At 69.7% G+C, this 16899-nt stretch carries 19 protein-coding genes; 5 read left to right on the forward strand and 14 right to left on the reverse strand.

Translation table 11 applies throughout. From position 1 onward, the window contains the following. The first annotated feature begins 22 nt into the window (after positions 1-22). Positions 23-418 (forward strand): nuclear transport factor 2 family protein, encoded by a 396-nt coding sequence (locus tag ABME01_RS08215; protein ID WP_353827900.1) that lies wholly within the window; start codon positions 23-25, stop codon positions 416-418. On the opposite strand, the gene ABME01_RS08220 is transcribed toward ABME01_RS08215, so the two are convergent. Beyond that, positions 411-1490, reverse strand: coding sequence for an alpha/beta hydrolase (locus tag ABME01_RS08220; protein ID WP_353827901.1), 1080 nt, complete (start codon positions 1488-1490; stop codon positions 411-413). The two genes, ABME01_RS08215 and ABME01_RS08220, sit on opposite strands and share 8 nt — an antisense overlap. A 191-nt stretch (positions 1491-1681) precedes the next feature. On the opposite strand from ABME01_RS08220, the gene ABME01_RS08225 reads away from it, so the two are divergent. Beyond that, positions 1682-2344: a methyltransferase family protein gene (locus tag ABME01_RS08225; protein ID WP_353827902.1), complete on the forward strand. Its 663-nt coding sequence runs from the start codon at positions 1682-1684 to the stop codon at positions 2342-2344. Positions 2345-2410: 66 nt separating this feature from the next. Here ABME01_RS08225 and ABME01_RS08230 read toward each other — a convergent pair whose 3' ends face one another. From ABME01_RS08230 to ABME01_RS08270, 9 genes are all read right to left on the reverse strand, one after another. Continuing rightward, on the reverse strand, positions 2411-3277 hold the full coding sequence (locus ABME01_RS08230; RefSeq protein ID WP_353827903.1) for a type II secretion system F family protein: 867 nt from the start codon (positions 3275-3277) through the stop codon (positions 2411-2413). A gap of 9 nt (positions 3278-3286) precedes the next feature. Further along, positions 3287-4240 (reverse strand): type II secretion system F family protein, encoded by a 954-nt coding sequence (locus ABME01_RS08235; RefSeq protein ID WP_353827905.1) that lies wholly within the window; start codon positions 4238-4240, stop codon positions 3287-3289. Beyond that, positions 4237-5799: a TadA family conjugal transfer-associated ATPase gene (locus tag ABME01_RS08240; protein ID WP_436407415.1), complete on the reverse strand. Its 1563-nt coding sequence runs from the start codon at positions 5797-5799 to the stop codon at positions 4237-4239. The genes ABME01_RS08235 and ABME01_RS08240 overlap by 4 nt, the downstream gene beginning before the upstream one ends. Continuing rightward, a complete protein-coding gene (locus ABME01_RS08245) occupies positions 5796-7172 on the reverse strand; it encodes a CpaE/TadZ family protein (protein WP_353827907.1) in 1377 nt (458 codons plus the stop codon). Before ABME01_RS08245 ends, ABME01_RS08240 begins: the two co-directional genes overlap by 4 nt. Further along, positions 7169-7918, reverse strand: coding sequence for a Flp pilus assembly protein CpaB (cpaB, locus tag ABME01_RS08250; RefSeq protein ID WP_353827908.1), 750 nt, complete (start codon positions 7916-7918; stop codon positions 7169-7171). The genes ABME01_RS08245 and cpaB overlap by 4 nt, the downstream gene beginning before the upstream one ends. Before the next feature lie 45 nt (positions 7919-7963). Continuing rightward, positions 7964-8932: a TadE/TadG family type IV pilus assembly protein gene (locus ABME01_RS08255; RefSeq protein ID WP_353827909.1), complete on the reverse strand. Its 969-nt coding sequence runs from the start codon at positions 8930-8932 to the stop codon at positions 7964-7966. Then, the gene (locus ABME01_RS08260; protein WP_353827910.1) at positions 8932-9312 is read right to left on the reverse strand and encodes a TadE/TadG family type IV pilus assembly protein; all 381 of its coding nucleotides are present in this window, start codon (positions 9310-9312) and stop codon (positions 8932-8934) included. Before ABME01_RS08260 ends, ABME01_RS08255 begins: the two co-directional genes overlap by 1 nt. Positions 9313-9376: 64 nt before the next feature. Continuing rightward, on the reverse strand, positions 9377-9556 hold the full coding sequence (locus ABME01_RS08265; RefSeq protein ID WP_353827911.1) for a Flp family type IVb pilin: 180 nt from the start codon (positions 9554-9556) through the stop codon (positions 9377-9379). A 237-nt stretch (positions 9557-9793) separates the two neighbouring features. Beyond that, a complete protein-coding gene (locus ABME01_RS08270) occupies positions 9794-10453 on the reverse strand; it encodes a prepilin peptidase (protein WP_353827913.1) in 660 nt (219 codons plus the stop codon). An 87-nt stretch (positions 10454-10540) separates the two neighbouring features. Between ABME01_RS08270 and ABME01_RS08275 the strand changes: the two genes are divergently transcribed. Then, entirely contained in the window at positions 10541-10861 is a 321-nt protein-coding gene (locus tag ABME01_RS08275; RefSeq protein WP_353827914.1) for a hypothetical protein, read from the forward strand. Between the two features lie 7 nt (positions 10862-10868). Here the strand turns inward: ABME01_RS08275 and ABME01_RS08280 are convergent, their stop codons facing one another. The 3 genes from ABME01_RS08280 to ABME01_RS08290 form a co-directional block, all read right to left on the reverse strand. Next, the gene (locus ABME01_RS08280; protein WP_353827915.1) at positions 10869-12248 is read right to left on the reverse strand and encodes an FAD-dependent oxidoreductase; all 1380 of its coding nucleotides are present in this window, start codon (positions 12246-12248) and stop codon (positions 10869-10871) included. 20 nt (positions 12249-12268) lie between these two features. Further along, positions 12269-13387 (reverse strand): polyprenyl synthetase family protein, encoded by a 1119-nt coding sequence (locus tag ABME01_RS08285; protein ID WP_353827916.1) that lies wholly within the window; start codon positions 13385-13387, stop codon positions 12269-12271. A 61-nt stretch (positions 13388-13448) separates the two neighbouring features. Next, positions 13449-14168 (reverse strand): class I SAM-dependent methyltransferase, encoded by a 720-nt coding sequence (locus ABME01_RS08290; protein ID WP_353827917.1) that lies wholly within the window; start codon positions 14166-14168, stop codon positions 13449-13451. A 160-nt stretch (positions 14169-14328) separates the two neighbouring features. Here ABME01_RS08290 and ABME01_RS08295 point away from each other — a divergent pair, with 160 nt between their 5' ends. Then, complete coding sequence (locus tag ABME01_RS08295; protein ID WP_353827918.1) at positions 14329-14613, forward strand: DUF427 domain-containing protein; 285 nt, start codon at positions 14329-14331, stop codon at positions 14611-14613. Positions 14614-14662: 49 nt separating this feature from the next. Next, positions 14663-15970 (forward strand): isochorismate synthase, encoded by a 1308-nt coding sequence (locus ABME01_RS08300; protein ID WP_353827919.1) that lies wholly within the window; start codon positions 14663-14665, stop codon positions 15968-15970. Between the two features lie 7 nt (positions 15971-15977). Here ABME01_RS08300 and ABME01_RS08305 read toward each other — a convergent pair whose 3' ends face one another. Then, complete coding sequence (locus tag ABME01_RS08305; protein ID WP_353827920.1) at positions 15978-16835, reverse strand: polyphosphate kinase 2 family protein; 858 nt, start codon at positions 16833-16835, stop codon at positions 15978-15980. Positions 16836-16899 lie beyond the last annotated feature (64 nt).

A 16899-nucleotide genomic window follows, 5' to 3' on the forward strand; every position in this document is an offset into this window, starting at 1 on the left:
GACGGCGACCCATGCTGAGCGCATGACTGCGAACGAGGAGTTCCTCGCCTGGCTGCACGGCCCGCTCACCGAGGCGGAACGCGCGCTGCACGACGGCGACCCCGAGCCGCGTCGGGCCCTCTGGTCGCGCACCGAGCCTGTGAGCGTGCTGGGCGCCTGGCGCAACGCGATCGGGTCGCCCGAGGTCGACGCCCTGTTCGACTTCCTGGGCGCGAGCTTCTCGGACTGCACGCGCTTCGAGGTCGAGCTCCTCGCCGTCGACGTGATCGGCGACGTCGCGTACACGGTCGCGCTCGAGCACACCTCGGTCTCGGTCGACGGCGCACCACGCTCGTACACGCTGCGGGTCACGCAGGTCTACCGTCGTGAGGCGGGCGGATGGCACGTCGCCCACCGGCACGGCGACGCCGTCACCTAGCGCGATCCTCGCCCGCGGGCGCATACCCCCGGAGCCATCGGAGGATCGCGGCGTACGCCGCACTGCGGGCCGGCTCGCGCGACAGGAACGCGTCGTGCAGCGCACCCTCGATCCGCGCGACCGTGACGTCGCGACCGAGCTTGAGCGAGCGCTCGGCGATCTCGTCGACCACGAGGACGATGTCGGACGTCAGCATCGCCGGATCCCACCTCGGCAGCAGCGTCGATCGCGCCGACAGCACGGTGAGCACCGGGCAGCCGACCTCGACGCCGGCGGCGATCGTCGCGTGCCCGGCGAGGATCGCGGTCAGCCAGGCGGGATGCGTGCGGAAGCCGCGGTCGGGCCGCCATGCGTGGTCGTACTCCCACTCGCCGTCCTGCTCGTGCGCGACCGACCGGGTGTAGAAGCCGAGGTCGACGTTCGGCAGCGGACCCATCGGGTCGAGCCGGGCGCGGAATCCGATCATCGGCTGGATCGCCTGGCGCCCGATGCCGCTCAACTGGAACTCCAGCCACGGCGCGTTCAGCACGAGCGCGGCGGCCCGCCCGGGGTGGCGCGCGGCCCACAGGCTGAGCGTGAGACCGCCGGTCGAGTGCCCGAGCAGGATGAGCGGGCGCGGGGATGGTGCATCGTCCCCGTCCGCGCCCTCGTCGCGCATCACGGCGAGCGCCGCGTCGACGTCCTGGTCGTAGACCGCGAGGTCGGTCGCGTAGCCGGGCGTCTGCCACTCCCGGAGGCTGCGTCCGTACTTGCGCAGGTCGAGTGCGAAGAACCGGGCCCCCTCGTGCTCCCAGAAGCGGGCGAGCTCGGGGTTGAAGAAGTAGTCGCTCCAGCCGTGCACGTAGAGCACGTCGCACCCGGACGCCGCGGGCGGCCGATCGCGTTCGGGTTCGCGCTGCCACGGCCATCGCCAGCGGCGAGCTCGCCCGTCCCCGTCGTGCTCGTCACCTCCGGGCCGATATCGCACCAGCGTCGCGACGACCTCGCCCTCGTCATCGGAGCCGAGCGGCAGCGTGAGCTGCTCGAACCCCGGCCCGAGCACGTCGGGCCGCCAGTCGGCTGCATCCCCCATGCGGACCCCCTCGTGGCCAGCCTAGGCAACCCGGCGAGCCCTCGGCTCGTGATCGCCATCGACGCGTCGGGAGGACCGCCGCGCGGTGCATCCGCGCCATTGCGGTGGGCAGTGCTGCGGATATGATCTTTCCACGTCGCCCAACCCCAGCCTCACCTGTCCCGGGCACGTTCCTGTGCACCGGAGGATTCATGCGACTACGCGAGCAACTCCGAACGATCGACGTCGAGCGCTTGGTCCTGCTCGCCATCATCGTGCCCCTGCTGTGTGTGACGTTCGTGTCGCTGTTCTCCCAGGGTCAGCGCGAAGCGAGCTCCGGCTTCGTGGGCTTCCTCAACGTCGCGTACCTGGTCCTGCTGGCATCGTTCTACGTCGTCATCGTCCTGTTGCTGCTCATCAGGAAACCGGCGAGCGCTCGCAGCACCGGGGTGCTGCCCACCGCCGCGGCGTACGTGGGTTCCTTCCTCCCGATCTCGTTCGCGTTCCTCGGGGGCGCCGAGGTCTCGGCCGGGATCGAACTGTTCGCCGTATCCCTCATGACCGTGGGAATGACGTTCACCGTCGCCTCGCTCATCACCCTCGGCCGGAGTTTCGGCGTGGAGGCGAAGGTGCGGACCCTCGTCAAGCACGGGCCCTACCGGTACACGCGGAATCCGCTCTACGTCGGCGAGATGATCACGCTCGTCGGGACGGTGTGCTTCTCTCCGAGTTGGGCCAAGGTCGGGATCCTGGTCCTGGTCGGTGTCGTGCAGGTCTACCGCGCCATCCAGGAGGAACGCCTGCTCGAGCGGCACATCCCCGAGTACGCGGAGTACAAGCTCCGCACGCGTCGCTTCGTACCGGGACTGTTCTGATTCGAACGGGGCGCGCCGCGGAACCCGGGCACAATCAACCTGCGACCGCGTCCCGCGAGGGTCCGATCAGAAGAAGGCCCCGATGATGCCCACGACGGCCGGGTAGAGCAGCACGATGAAGAGAACCGGCAGAATCGAGAAGACCAGCGGGAATACGACCTTGATCGGCACCTTCATCGCCGATTCCTCCGCACGCTGGCGTCGCTTGATCCGCATCTCGCCGGATTGGACTCGCAGCACGTCGGCGATCGCGATGCCGTAGCGATCGGCCTGCTGCACGGCCCGCACGAATCGCTTGAGGTCGGTGCAATCGGTCCTCGCGAGGAGCGCCGAGTACGCGTCGCTCCTGGATCGGCCGATGCTCATGTCCTGCAGCGTGCGGATGAGCTCCTCGGAGAGCGGACCCTGGCTTCCCTGCGCCGCCTTGGCCATTGCCGCTTCGAACCCGAGCCCCGCCTCGACGGCGATCGTCATCTGATCGAGGGTGTCGGGCAATGCGAGCAGGATGGCCTTCTGCCGGTCGTCGGCCCGGCTCGCGAGCATGATCTCGGGCGCGAAGAACACCAGCACGCCGAAGGCGATTCCGAGGATGCGGAACATCAGCAACTCGGTGCCGAATGCGGCGAGCAGGACGAACAGGACGCCCACGATCGTGACGACCAGTCTGACGATGAGGAACCCGCCCACGGTCCATTGCCCGGCTCGTCCGGCGTAGATGATCTTGCGCTGGACCCATCCCGTGTACCCCGTCGGCATCACGGCGGCGAGGGTTTCGGAGAACGTGGCCTTCTCCACGCGGGCGCGCTCGGTCTCAGTCGCGGGGGCGACGACGGCCACGACGTTGGCCTTCACCGGGATGGTGGTGAACACGAGGAAGACGAGCACGCCGACCGCGATGGCGATGACGGCGATGGAGATATACGCGACCCACATCGTGTGCCCCTAGAACTTCACTCGGACGGCCATGAGCATCCAGACGGTGCCGACCGCCATGAGGACGACGGCCACGACCATCGCGATCCAGCCCCACGGTGGCAGGAAGAACGGGGCGAGGTAGCCCGGCTGGAGGAGGAGCACGCCGAGGAAGACGGCGACCGGCAGAATCAACAGGATCGTCGCCGAGAGTCGACCCTCGGCACTGAGCGCCTTCACCTGACGGCGAATCTGGTTGCGTTCGCGGATCGTCGCCGCGGTCCGCTGCAGCGTCTCGGAGAGATTCCCACCAGTCGCCCGGTTGATGTCGATCGCCTGAGCCGCCCAGGTGAAGTCGTCGGACCGCATGCGGTGGGCGGTGCTCATCAAGGCATCACCGAGGTCGCGACCGAGCCTCGTCTCGTTGACGATGCGCGAGAACTCCTCGGTCGTGGGCGGGTCCGCGAACCGGGCGACCGAGTCCAATGCCTGGGTGAGCCCGTGGCCGGCCCGCAGGTTTCCGGAGACGAGTTGGAGGGTGTCGTCGAGCTGGTCCGCGAAGGCGGCGCGGCGCCGACTCGTCCGCACCGTCAGCACCATCGACACGAGGAGCGGCGCAAGTGCGGCGAAGATCAGCGCCCAGAGGACCGCCCACCACGAACCGAAGCCGACGAGTGCCCCGAGTACGGCCAGTACGGCCGCGAGGGAGAACGTCAGGAGGATCATGCCCGAGGGTGACGTGCGGATGCCTGCCAATTCGAGGCGTTCCTCGTTGAACAACCCCCGGCTGCGCTGAGCCATGGCGGTGTCGATGACCTCGACGGTCTTGTCGGTCGCGCGGGTCAGCGCCGAGACGTACTCCTCGCCCGGCGCTAGGCGCCGCTCCACCGCAACCCGCTTCGGCGGAGGTGCGATGACCAAGAGGACGAGCGTCAGCACGGCGAGGATCGCGAAGGTGAGTCCGACGGCGAAGAGGAGGTTCACGCGATCTCCCCGATCCCGAGACCCCGCGGCTCATACCGGAAGATGCTCGATGGCACGACGATTCCGAGCTCCTCGAACTGGTCGACGAAGCGCGGACGAACGCCGGTGGGGATGGCATGCCCCCGGAACCGGCCCTCTTGATCCATGCCTGCCGCGAAATCGAAGGCGAAGGCGTCCTGCAGGGTGATGATCTCGCCCTCCATGCCCTGGACCTCCGTGACCGAGACGATGCGACGCGTCCCGTCCCGGAGTCGGGAGATCTGCACGACGACGTCGATCGCCGATGCGATCTGCTCGCGGATGGCGCGCAACGGCAGGTCCATGCCGGCCATGAGCACGAGCGTCTCGAGTCGCGAGAGCGCATCGCGGGGCGAGTTCGCGTGGATGGTCGAGATCGAACCTTCGTGACCGGTGTTCATCGCCTGGAGCATGTCGAGGCTCTCCCCGCCTCGGACCTCGCCGATCACGATGCGGTCGGGCCGCATGCGGAGGGAGTTCCGTACGAGGTCGCGGATCGTGATCTCACCACGGCCCTCGATGTTCGCCGGACGCGACTCGAGCCGCACGACATGGTCCTGTTGGAGCTGGAGCTCGACCGCGTCCTCGATCGTGATGATGCGCTCGTCGCCCGGAATGAAGGCGGAGAGTACGTTGAGCAGGGTGGTCTTTCCGGTGCCCGTACCACCGGAGACCAAGATGTTGAGCTTCGCGCGCACCGCGGCGTCGAGCAGCGTGGCCATCTCTCGTGTGAGGGTGTCGAAGCCGATCAGGTCCTCGACCGTGTACGGGGTGCGCGCGAACTTGCGGATCGTCAGGGATGAGCCGTCGACCGCGAGGGGCGGGATGATGGCGTTCACGCGCGAACCATCGGCGAGCCGAGCGTCGACCAGCGGCGACGATTCGTCGATACGACGCCCGACGCGCGAGACGATCCGCTCGATGACCCGTCGAAGCTGCGGCTCGCCCGTGAAGCGGGTGCGCGACTCGTAGAGTCGGCCGGAGCGCTCGACGAAGATCTGGTCGAAGCGGTTGACCATGATCTCAGTGACTTCCGGATCATCGAGCAACGGCTCGAGTGGGCCGAAGCCGAGCACGTCGGCGCCGATCTCAGTGATGAGCCGATTGCGCTCTGCCGTCGTGAGCGCGACCTGCTCCGCTTCGACGATCAACCCGAGTTCCTCGCGGGCGAGCGCGTGAAGCCTCTCCTCGGTCATGCTCGAGTCGTTGAGCCTCGTGCCGATGCGGCGGAAGAGCTCCTGTGCCGCGCGCTCCTTGAGATCGGTCAGTGGGTCTGCGATGTGCGCCGCTGCGGTGTCGTCACCGGCCAGCGCGGCCCATGTGCTCGTGTGCTCGTCATGGACCGACACCTCCGTCCTCTCGGTCTCGCCGACGACGTCCCCCTCCGCAGCTACTGACTCCGGACGCTCGACCGCCACGACTTCGGGTTCCGAGGCTGCGGCGACGTGGGGGGCGTCTCCGCCGGGGTGATCCGGCGGCACTTCGACGCCGGCGCTCCGGCGGCCGCCTCTGGCACGTTCGAGTCGATCGCTCAGGCTCACTGGGCTGCCCTCGCTTTCCTGTGGATGCGCTTTCTGGTGGGGATGGCGTCGGGTTCGATCCGCTGGATGACAGTGCGGATCGCCCGTGCCGCGGGGTCGCGGACGTCGTGGTGGATGAGCGGCGTGCCGGCGTTCGACGCGTGCACGACCCCGAGCGAACGAGGGACCTCGACGTCGACCTGCGCGCCGAGGATGCGCTCAGCATCCTTGGCGAGCAGGCCGGTGTTCTTCTCGACGAAGTTGAGCACGATGTGGCGATTGGCCGGGAGCAGGTCGAGGGTGACGAGCAGCTCGAACTCCTTGCGCAGTGCCCGCAAGCTCGGCACGGTCATGTTGGTGACGAACACGCCGTCGGTCGCCTCTTCGAGCGCGACGAGGGTGTGCTCCCCGAGCCCCGGCGTGGTGTCCACGACGACGAACCGGAACATGCCCGCGAGGCGCCGGAGCAGGCCGGCGAGGGCCGCGGGCGGGATCTGGTCGGCCAGTTCTGGCGACGGCGGCGCCGCGACCACGAAGAAGTCGTCGTCGTGCCTCGTCAGGAGGGCCTTCATCGCGACCTCGTCGTCTCCTACGCCGACCACGTCGGAGAGCGAGTACTGCGGCCGCAGGTCGAGCGCGTTCGCGATGTCGCCGAACTGCACGTCCGCATCGACGAGCACGACCGAGTTCGGGTGCACCTCGGCAAGGCCGGCCGACAGGTTCATCGCCGTCGTCGTCTTGCCCTGCCCGCCCTTGGGAGCGGCGACGACGATGATCTCCGACCGGACCCCCTCGCCGATCGGCGGGATGACCCACTCGGGTTCGGGCTCCGGTTCGGGTTCGGGCTCCGGTTCGGGAGCCGGCTCCTCGAGGGCCACCACGCCGACGTCACCGCGATCGACAAGCAGGGGCGGCGCCGGGTCCTCCTCGACGACCGGCGACAGCTGCGCGAAGATGCTCGCGACGTCCTCGCGCCGGGCCTCGTCGGCCAGCTCCTCCGGGGTGATCTCGGAGAGGCGGCCCGAGGCGACGAGCCAGTCGTCCAGCCGCGACAGCAGCGCCTCCGTGGTGCCGTCGGCGGCCTCCGGGCTCAGTACCGCGTGGATCTCCATGCCGTCGACCCAGTCCTCGAGGTCCGACCGCTGCTCGCGGACGACGATGAGGCCGATGCCGGGATACCGCTCCGCGAGCGCGCCGATGAGGGACTTGGTCTCCTCGTAGCTCACGAGCGGACCGAGCAACGCGATCCGCGGCGAGCGCTCCACCTGGCCGAGCACCGACTCGGGGCCGAAGGTCACGTACTCGCCGGGCACGACCTGCAACCGGGCGCGGAGGAGCCGGCGGAGCCGGGATTCGTACTCCGCGCTGCGGCTGACCAGGAGGTACCGGGTCACGGGAAGACGTTCTCCCCGCTCCGGAGCGATGACCCCTCGTTCTCGGTGCCATCAGGCTGCAGCGTCAGCCAGAGACCGCCGTTGCCATCCTCCTGCGCCTCCGCGCCGTACGCGATCTTCTCCGCCTGCCCGGCGGTGACGGCGAGCGTCACGAAGAACGCACTGATCTCCCGGCTGTCCTCGTTGTTCGACTCGCCGGTGGTCAGCGTGCTTCCGGCGGTCACCCGGGTGACGAGAATGTCGTTGAGGACAAACTTCGTCTGCGCCGTCTGGTCGTTCGCCGCCTCGGACCGCGTGTTCGTCGAGAGGAGGATGCCGACCTTGTCACCCGCCGAGACCTCTCCGCCGACCATCCGCTGCACCGACAGCGCGACCGTGATCTCCTGCAGCCCGTCGGGCAGGACGACCTCACCGGCATCGGCCAGCTCGTCCGGCGACGAGAACCTCGCCTGAAGCAGCTGCTCGCCCGGCAGCAATTGGGCGTTCGTGACCATGCCCTCGAGGGTGGTGAGATCGGTGACGATGTCCGGCTGGATGGCGATCGCGGGCAACTCGTCGATCTCGAGGTACTCCGAGATCGACTCCCCGGGCGTGCCCTGCGGCACAGGCTCGGTGAGCACGTAGACCGGCTGGAACTCGGCGCCCTCGGCGGCGCGCCGGTCGGCGGTCTGCACGTAGAGGAAGAGGGCTGCACCTCCGCCGATTGCCAGCAGGATGGCGACGATAGCGCCGATGATCCGGATCACCTGGGGCCTTTCTGTAGGGAGTTCGGCTTCGAGCCTGCGGCGCGATCAGGGCGCCGGGGGGAGGATCTGTCGGACGATCGCCGCGCCGTTGGGCACGCCGTTGCCCAGCTCGAACGCGTCGTCGACGGCGACGAACTTCATGAAGTAGCCCTGAACGCCGCGGCAGGCACCGACACAGCGGGGAGCGCCGGGATCGGTGTATGCGTTGCTACCGCTGATCTTGAAGCCGGTGATCTTGAATGCGGCGAACTGCTGGATGTGGAAGAGCACGTTCGAGCCGCTGCCCGTGAACTCATCGTAGATCGGGATGAAGACGGTCTCACCCAGGAGCGTCGCCATGTACGCCTCGTCGCACGCCGTTCCGGTGGTGCTGATACCCGGCTTGCTCAGGACCCACGGGTTCGCGACGTCGATCTCGATCGAGCAGTCGAGCGACGGGAGCCATCCGAATCCACCCGGGGCGAACGCCCCCGGGCAGCTGATACGCGTGCCGGTGTTGTACTCGACGAGGATCTTCGTCGGGCTCGCAACATCCTCCTGCGGCGGGTGGTCGAGGAACTCGCAGTACCCGATCGCGAGCGCGAGGGTCGTGCCTCGGACGGGCTGGCCCCACTCGGCGGCGCCTGTGGCGGTCACGACGGTGGCGTCTCCGATGCCGGGGATCATCGAGGCGAGCGGGTGCCGCACGCCGATGTCCTCGGTGTTCGTCGTGACGACGACCGTGTTCTCGACCGTGTCGACCGACACGGACTGGATGTCCTCGATCCCGTCGCTGGAGTCGTTCGCTCCAGCGATCCCAGACGGGTCGGCGGCGAGGCACGCGGCCGCGCCGGGATCCTTCGCGCACGCGATCGCGACTTGGAGTGCAGCGGCATCCGCGCCGTTCTGAAGTTCCGCCTTCTCTGCGTAGAGGGCGCCGACGTCGACGGCGATGCCGCCGAAACCGAGCAGCGGGATGAGCAGGAGCCCGAACATCACCGCGCTCGCGCCACGTTCGGTACGGAACCGCTTCATCAACCGCCGCATGGGGTGGCCGCCTCTCCCGTGAGATTGAACGTGGCGCCGAAGGCCCCGGTGACCAGGGTGGATTGGTAGGTGACGGTGGCGGTCATGACCGCGCCTGACGTGCAGGTGCCGGGGCTGAAGGCGATGTTCCCGCCGCCGATCGGGGGGTTGAGCGACGGAGCCGCCGCGATGCCGGCGCTGACTGCCTCGCCGGAGTCGTTCGAGATGGCCATGACACGCGACGCCGCACGCGCCGCATTGGTCAGCGAGATCTGCTGGTTGTAGAGGCGGCTGAACTCCATGATGCCGAGCACGAGCAGCACGAGCACCGGGATGATCAGTGCGAACTCGACCGCGGCGGCACCGCGATCGTTCCGGCGTCGGCTCATGGCCTACTCCTAGGTACGGCGACGCGGACCTCGGCGTCGCCGAGGTCCGCCGCGCGTGGAGGCGTCAGAGGTTGGCCGCGACGTTGCCGAACATGCCGTTGAGGGCGCCGGCGAGAATGACCAGGCCGCCGATGATACCGAGTGCGACGACGGCGATGATCAGGCCGTACTCAGCCGCGTTGCCGGCCTCCTGCTCGCGGAGCTGGGCGAGACGGGCCTGAGCCTTCGTGTAGAGCTTGAGCATGAGAGACACCCTTCGGGTCGTTCCAAGAAACTGGGTGCCGCCCACGACTGCAAGCGGCCTGTGAACCGTATCGACGCGATCGGAGAGTGCGCTATGCCCCCTTTCGGGGCACCCCTCGATTGGGGGCAGTGCGGGGGACACTGTGACCTCGTCGTAACCAGATGGTCTGGAACCCGGTGCTATGTTGTTATGCCTTTCGGGGGACAAACCCGACACGTTCGGCGTACGGGCCCGTGTTCAGTCCCCCACCATCACCAGCGCGACCAGCGCGCCCGCCAGCATCGACGGCCCGAACGGGATCGAACCCCTGAGCGTCACTCGACGCAGCGCGAGCGCGACGATCGCCACCACGCCGCCCACGATGAAGGCGCCGAGGAGCCCGGCTACCCAGGCCCCCCACCCGAACCAGCCGAGCACCAACCCGATCGGCAGCGCGAGCTTGACGTCGCCCATCCCCATCGCCTTCGGCGAGATGAGCGCGAGCGCGAAGTAGAACGCGAACATCGCAGCACCTCCGGCGGCGGCCCATGCGAGCGCGAGCCACTCCCCCGTGATCGTGCTGGCGATGACCAGGAGGACCGCCAGTGCCAGCGACGTCGGCAGCAGCATCGCGTTCGGCAGCCGCTGCTCGGTCAGGTCCACGATCGAGAGGGCGACGCCGGCCGCGGCGAGCGCGAGCAGCGCCGGCAGCACCGGATCGATGCCGAATCGCCAGGCGAGCACGGCGACGACCACTGCCGTCGACCCGGCGGACCAGCCGCGCAGCGCGCGCAGCGACATCCGCTCGGCCCGGTCGCGATGGATGTTCCGGTCGGCCCACGTCGCGAGCGGCCACCAGCCCAGCACGGCACCGACGACGCCGGCCCCGAGCGTGAGGACGAGGGGGGCGACGGGCATGGTGTGCAGCGTAGCGTCCCGGTGGGACGGACCGCGGCGTAGGCTCCCAGCGGAACGTGCGAACGACGTACGGACGAGGGGGACGACATGGACGACGCGGAGACCGCGTACCAGGCGGTCGCGACCGAGTTGCTCGAAGACGCCGACTACGACGTGGATGCGACGCCCGACGGCCTGCTCGTGAAGCGCCGCCTGTTCGCATTCCTCGAGGGCGAGCAGCTCGTCGTCGACCTTCCCGAGGCGCGGTCCGAAGACCTGCGGAGCCGCGGCATCGTCGAGCCGTTCCACTCCACGCGCGGCGGCGACAGCCGCACGTGGGTCCGCGTCGCCGACCGCCAGCTCTGGTCCGAGCTCGCGCGCGAGGCGCACGAGTTCGTCGGCGAGCCGCCCGTCGGCCGCCAGTCGTAGCCCGCCCCTAGACCTCGCCCCGCGAGATCGACACCATCTCGTCGCGCGGCACGACCTTGATGCGCGTGCGCTCCTCGGCCGAACCGAGGGCCAGCTCGTGCTCGTCGAGGCGGTGCCATCCGTCGAGGTCGGTCCACTGGATGCCCCGGGCCTCGAGCAGCTCGACGACCGAGGCCTCCGACGGCGACTCGGGCCGCCACCAGTTGCCGAGGTCGTTGATGAGGTGCTTGATCGTCTCCATCGCGTCGGACTTCGTGTGGCCGATGAGGCCGACGGGGCCGCGCTTGATCCATCCGGTGCAGTAGACGCCGTACATCTGGCGCGACTGTCCGGTCTCCTTGTCGCGGATCAGGACCTGACCCTCGTGGTTCGGGATGACGCCGAACTTCTTGTCGAAGGGGATCCCCGGTAGCGGCGAGCCGAAGTAGCCGACGGCTCGGTAGAGCGCCTGGATCGGGATCTCGCGCATCTCGCCGGTGCCCACGACCCCGCCCTCGCCGTCAGGCGCCGTGCGCTCGTAGCGGAGCGCGCCGACGCGTCCGGTGCCGTCGTCGACGACCTCGACGGGCTTGGCGAAGAAGTGCAGGTGGAGCCGGCGCGACGCCTGTCCGGTCTCGCGCGCGCGCCACTGCTGCAGCACCTTGTCGATCACGAAGACCTGCTTGTTGCCCGCGACGGCGGCGCGCGCGGCGTCGTCGTAGTCGAAGTCCTCGTCGTGGACGATCATGTCGACGTCGCGCAGCTCGCCGAGTTCGCGCAGCTCGAGCGGCGTGAACTTCACCGAGGTCGGGCCGCGACGGCCGAACACGTGCACGTCGGTGACGGGCGAGGCCTTGAGTCCCGCGTAGACGTTCGCCGGGATCTCGGTGGGCAGCAGGTCCTCGGCGTGCTTCGCGAGCATGCGCGCCGCGTCGAGCGCGACGTTGCCGTTGCCGATGACGCCGACGGACTGCGCGTCGAGCGGCCACTCGCGCGGGTAGTCGGGGTGCCCGTCGTACCAGCTGACGAAGTCCGCCGCGCCGTACGAGCCCTCGAGCTCGACGCCGGGGATGTTGAGGTCGGCGTCCTTCACGGCCCCCGTCGCGAAGATCACCGCGTGGTAGTGCTTCTTCAGGTCGTCGAGCGCGATGTCCTCGCCGAATCGGACGTTGCCGAAGATGCGGATGTCGCCCCGATCGAGCACCTCGCGGAGCGCCGTGATGATGCCCTTGATGCGCGGGTGATCCGGCGCGACGCCGTAGCGGACCAGCCCGTACGGGGCGGGAAGGTGGTCGAACAGGTCGATCGACACGTCGAAGTGGCGCTCCGACTTCAGCAGGATGTCCGCGGCGTAGATGCCGGCGGGACCCGCACCGACGATGGCCAGCCGCAGCTTGTTCCTCGTCACCAGTCCTGTCCTCCCTGTCGTCAGCTCGAGCGCTCGACGATCGTGTCGGCGAAGCGCGTGAGCGCCTTCTTCACGCTGCCCTCGGGCAGCGGCGCGAGCGCGACGACCGCCTCGCGCGCCCATCGGTGGGCCTCCGCGAGGGTCGAGCGCGTCGCCTCGTGGTCGCGCAGCTCGGCGACCAGCGCGTCGACCGTCGCCCGCGAGGGCACGACGCGCGACGCGAGCGTGTTGGTGTCCATCGGGTCGCGGGCCTCCTCGGCGTCGGCCGGGAGCACGTCGCGACGGATCCGCGCGAGCAGGTCGGCCGAGCCGGCATCCGTCTTCGCCAGTTCCTCGAGTCGCAGCAGCGGCAGCGTCACGACCCCGGCGCGCAGGTCGGTGCCGGGGACCTTGCCGGTCTCCTCCGGCTGCGGCGAGAGGTCGATGACGTCGTCGATGAGCTGGAACGCGACGCCGATCTTCTCGCCGAACTCGACGATCGGCGCCTCGAGGGCGGGATCGGCGTTGGAGAAGATGATGCCCGACTGCGCGGCGGCCGCGATGAGCGAGCCGGTCTTGTCGGCGAGCACCTGGATGTAGTGCTCGATCGGGTCCTCGTCGGGATCCGGTCCGACGGTCTCGTTGAGCTGACCGAGCACGAGCCGTTCGAAGGTGTCGGCCTGCATGCGGATGGCGCGCTCGCCGAGCTGCGCCATGAGCTGGCTGGCACGGGCGAAGAGCAGGTCGCCGGTGAGGATCGCGACCGAGTTGCCCCACACGGTCTGCGCGCTCGGCACGCCACGACGGCGCTCCGACTCGTCCATCACGTCGTCGTGGTAGAGCGACCCGAGGTGCGTGATCTCGATCGCCATCGCCGCGCTCACGACGTCGTCGACGGTGCCGTCGCCGAGCTGCGCGGTGAGCAGCGTGAGCATCGGTCGCACGCGCTTCCCGCCCGCCTCGAGCAGGTACCGGCTCGTGACGTCCGCGATGGTGTCCGCGAAGCGGACCTGGTCGACGAGGCCCGACTCGACGCGCTCGAGGCCCTCGTCGATGGCCCGCGCCATCGCCCGATCGGCCGAGGAGGCGAAGACGCGCTCGCTGAGGCCGAGATTGGCCGCCAGCGAGGAGGCGCGGCGGACCGGATGGCTCGGATTCACGTCGCCCAGCCTACCGAGAGCGAGCCGAGCGGATGCTGCGAGCTTGTCGAGCGTGGCCGGCTCACCTGTCCACGGCGGCGATCGGCTTGCGCGCCCGGTGCAGCGCGACGATGCCGGCGGTGAGGTTCCGGTACGCGACGTCGGACCATCCGGCCTCGCGGATCCAGCCGGCGAGCGTCGGCTGGTCGGGCCACGCGTTGATCGACTCGTTGAGGTACTCGTACGCGTCGTCGTTCGAACTGGAGAGCTTCACGAGCGGCGGCATCACGTAGCGCTGGTAGAAGTCGTAGCCGGCGCGCACGATGCCGGCGGGCGGGTGCGAGAACTCGCAGATCACCAACCGGCCGCCGGGCTTCGTCACGCGGAGGAATTCGGCGAGCGCGACCTTCGGCTCGCGCACGTTGCGGAGTCCGAACGAGATCGTGACGGCGTCGAACTCCTCGTCGCCGAACGGCAGCGCCATCGCATCGGCCTCGACGAACACGATGTTCGGAACGTGGGCCTGCCTGCGGCGGCCGACCTCGATCATGCCGGGCGAGAAGTCGGCGGCGACGACGCTCGCGCCGGACTTCGCGAGGCTCGCGCTCGAGGTGCCCGTGCCCGCGGCGACGTCGAGGATCCGCTCGCCGGGGGCGGGGGCGACGGCCTTCGTGGTGGCGACCCGCCACAGGGCCGCGTTGCCGACCGAGAGCACCGCGTTCGTGCGGTCGTAGCGCGTGGCGACCCGGTCGAACATCGCCGAGACGTCGCGGGGGTCCTTGCCGAGGTCTGCGCGGGTCATGCCAGCGAGTCTACGGTCGGCCGCGGCGGGCCGGCTCCCCGAGCGGGCCTCGGCGCGAACCTGAGAGTTTCCATGCATCGGGATGGAATCACCGTCGATCCACGTTGGATGGACTGATGGATGCCGATGCGGCATCCGCTCGAGGAAGGAACGGCACGGCATGAAGGCGATCTGGAACGGCACGGTCATCGCGGAGTCCGACGACACGGTGGTGGTCGAGGGCAACCACTACTTCCCGCGCGAGGCCATCCGCCCGGAGTTCTATGCCGCGAGCGAGAACCGGAGCGTGTGCCCCTGGAAGGGCACGGCCAACTACTTCCACCTCGAGGTCGACGGCCAGCGCAACCCGAACGCGGCCTGGACCTACGAGACCCCGTCGGCGCAGGCGGCCGACATCGCCCGGCACGTGGCGTTCTGGCGCGGCGTCGAGGTCGTCTCCTCCTGACCCGTCGGCGCGTGATCGTGTCCGCCGACGCCCGGCGTAGGCTGGTCCGGTGACGCGAACGGATGCCGCGGCGCCTCCCGCCGCCGACACGAGGTTGCGCGTCCGCACCGTCGCGGTCGACGAGACCGCGCCGCTCGTGCCGCGCCTCGACCCGAGGCATCCACTGCTGTGGATGCGCCGCGGCGAGGGCGTCATCGGACTCGGCGAGGCGCTGCGGATCGAGACCCGGGGCCCGGCGCGCATCGCGGACGCCGCCCGCGCCTGGCGCCGGGTCGCCGCGACGGCCGACGTCGACGACCGCGTGGGCCTTCCGGGCAGCGGCCTGATCGCGTTCGGCGCGGTCGCCTTCGCCGACGAGTCGGCCGCGACGAGCGTGCTGGTCGTCCCCGAGATCGTCATGGGCCGCCGCGACGGCAGGGCCTGGGTGACGCGCATCGAGCGGATGGACGGGCTCGGCGCCGATGCCGCGCCGGAGCCGGTCGAGCTGCCCGCCCCCGCGCCCAAGCGCGACGTGCCGCGCGTGCGCTTCACCCCCGGTGCGCTCCCGCCCGAGGCCTACACGGCCGCGGTCGCCGAGGCCGTGCGCCGGATCGACGACGGCCGGGTCGAGAAGGTCGTGCTCGCGCGCGAGATCGTGGGCACGCTGCACGAGGACGCCGGACTGCGCGCGGCCCTCGCGAAACTCGCGGACGACTACCCCGACACGTGGGTCTTCGCCGTCGACGGCCTGATCGGCGCGAGTCCCGAGACGCTCGTGCGCGTCGACCACGGGACGGTCTCCGCCCGCGTCCTCGCCGGCACGACCTCGCGCGGCGTCGACGCGGCAACCGACCGGGAGCGCGCCGCGGCGCTCGCGAGCTCGCACAAGGACCTCGCCGAGCACGCGCTCGCGGTCGAGAGCGCGGTGGCCACCCTCGCCCCGCACACGGCCCGGCTCGACGCCAGCCCCGAGCCGTTCACCCTGCAGCTGCCCAACCTCTGGCACCTCGCGACCGACCTGAAGGGCACGCTCGGCGACGGCTCGAGCTCGCTCGACCTCGTGCGCGCCGTGCACCCCACGGCTGCGGTCGCGGGCACGCCCCGCGCCACGGCGCTGTCCGACATCGCCGAGCTCGAGGGCTTCGACCGCGGGCGCTACGCCGGTCCCGTCGGCTGGGTCGACGCCGACGGCGACGGCGAGTGGGCGATCGCGCTGCGCTGCGCGCAGGTCGATCCCGACGGCACCGTGCGCGCATACGCGGGCTGCGGCATCGTGCACGACTCGGTGCCCGCCGACGAACTCGCGGAGACCGACATGAAGTTCCGCCCGATCGTCGAGGCCTTCGGCGCCCCGCCGCCCTCCCCGCCGGTTCCGTAGCCCGGGCTCAGCCCGTGACCAGTCGGGCCTTCTGCGCCTCGATGTCGTAGTCGGCCAGCGGCCAGTCGAGGTGCATCGACTCCAGCGCCTCGATGAGCAGGTGCTGCACGGCCAGCCTGGCGTACCACTTGTGGTCCGCCGGCACCACATACCAGGGGGCGTGCGGGGTCGTCGTCCGTTCGATCGCGATCTGGTACGACTCACGGTACTTCGGCGCGAGCAGCCGCTCGTCGATGTCACCGGGGTTGAACTTCCAGTGCTTGTCGCGACGGTTCAGCCGCTTGAAGAGCCGCTTCCGCTGCTCGTCCATCGAGATGTGCAGCATGACCTTGATGATCGTCGTACCGGATGCCGCGAGCTCGGCCTCGAACTCGTTGATGGCCTCGTAGCGGCGTTCGATCTCCTCCGGTGGCGCGAGCTCCCGTACGCGTGCGATGAGCACGTCCTCGTAGTGCGAGCGGTCGAACACGCCGATCATCCCCGCGTCGGGCACGCGCTTGCGGATGCGCCACAGGAAGTCGTGCTCGAGCTCCTCCTCCGTCGGCTTCTTGAACGTGGCGAGCTCCACGCCCTGCGGGTCGACCGCGCTCATGACGTGCTTGACGATGCCGCCCTTGCCCGCGGTGTCCATCGCCTGCAGCACCAAGAGGATGCGCCGCGGGTCATCGCCCATCTGGTGGCCTGCGAAGAGCTGCTCCTGGAGGTCGGCGATGATGTCGGAGCCGGCCTTCAGCGACGACTTCCCTTCCTTCTTGCCGCCCTCGAACCCAGGCGTGGAACCCGTGTCGACGTCGGCCAGCAGGAAGCCCTGCCGCACCCGCAGCACGTCCGACGGATCGCTCTTCCAGTACGTCTCCAGTCCCACGTCGCTCCCCTCGTGACCGCGTCCGCCGCGGCGCCTCCCCATCATCGGGGGGCGGCGGACGTCA

It is taken from the genome of Agromyces litoreus (assembly GCF_040496015.1).
Lineage (GTDB): Bacteria > Actinomycetota > Actinomycetes > Actinomycetales > Microbacteriaceae > Agromyces > Agromyces litoreus.

Excerpts from the sequence above, each read along its gene's own strand:
- ABME01_RS08275 (WP_353827914.1), top strand. The coding sequence starts at position 10,541 with ATGGACGACGCGGAGACCGCGTACCAGGCGGTCGCGACCGAGTTGCTC.
- ABME01_RS08265 (WP_353827911.1), bottom strand. The coding sequence starts at position 9,556 with ATGCTCAAGCTCTACACGAAGGCTCAGGCCCGTCTCGCCCAGCTCCGC.
- ABME01_RS08230 (WP_353827903.1), bottom strand. The coding sequence starts at position 3,277 with ATGTGGGTCGCGTATATCTCCATCGCCGTCATCGCCATCGCGGTCGGC.
- ABME01_RS08270 (WP_353827913.1), bottom strand. The coding sequence starts at position 10,453 with ATGCCCGTCGCCCCCCTCGTCCTCACGCTCGGGGCCGGCGTCGTCGGT.
- ABME01_RS08290 (WP_353827917.1), bottom strand. The coding sequence starts at position 14,168 with ATGACCCGCGCAGACCTCGGCAAGGACCCCCGCGACGTCTCGGCGATG.
- ABME01_RS08295 (WP_353827918.1), top strand. The coding sequence starts at position 14,329 with ATGAAGGCGATCTGGAACGGCACGGTCATCGCGGAGTCCGACGACACG.
- ABME01_RS08220 (WP_353827901.1), bottom strand. The coding sequence starts at position 1,490 with ATGGGGGATGCAGCCGACTGGCGGCCCGACGTGCTCGGGCCGGGGTTC.
- ABME01_RS08255 (WP_353827909.1), bottom strand. The coding sequence starts at position 8,932 with ATGAAGCGGTTCCGTACCGAACGTGGCGCGAGCGCGGTGATGTTCGGG.
- ABME01_RS08260 (WP_353827910.1), bottom strand. The coding sequence starts at position 9,312 with ATGAGCCGACGCCGGAACGATCGCGGTGCCGCCGCGGTCGAGTTCGCA.
- ABME01_RS08215 (WP_353827900.1), top strand. The coding sequence starts at position 23 with ATGACTGCGAACGAGGAGTTCCTCGCCTGGCTGCACGGCCCGCTCACC.
- ABME01_RS08225 (WP_353827902.1), top strand. The coding sequence starts at position 1,682 with ATGCGACTACGCGAGCAACTCCGAACGATCGACGTCGAGCGCTTGGTC.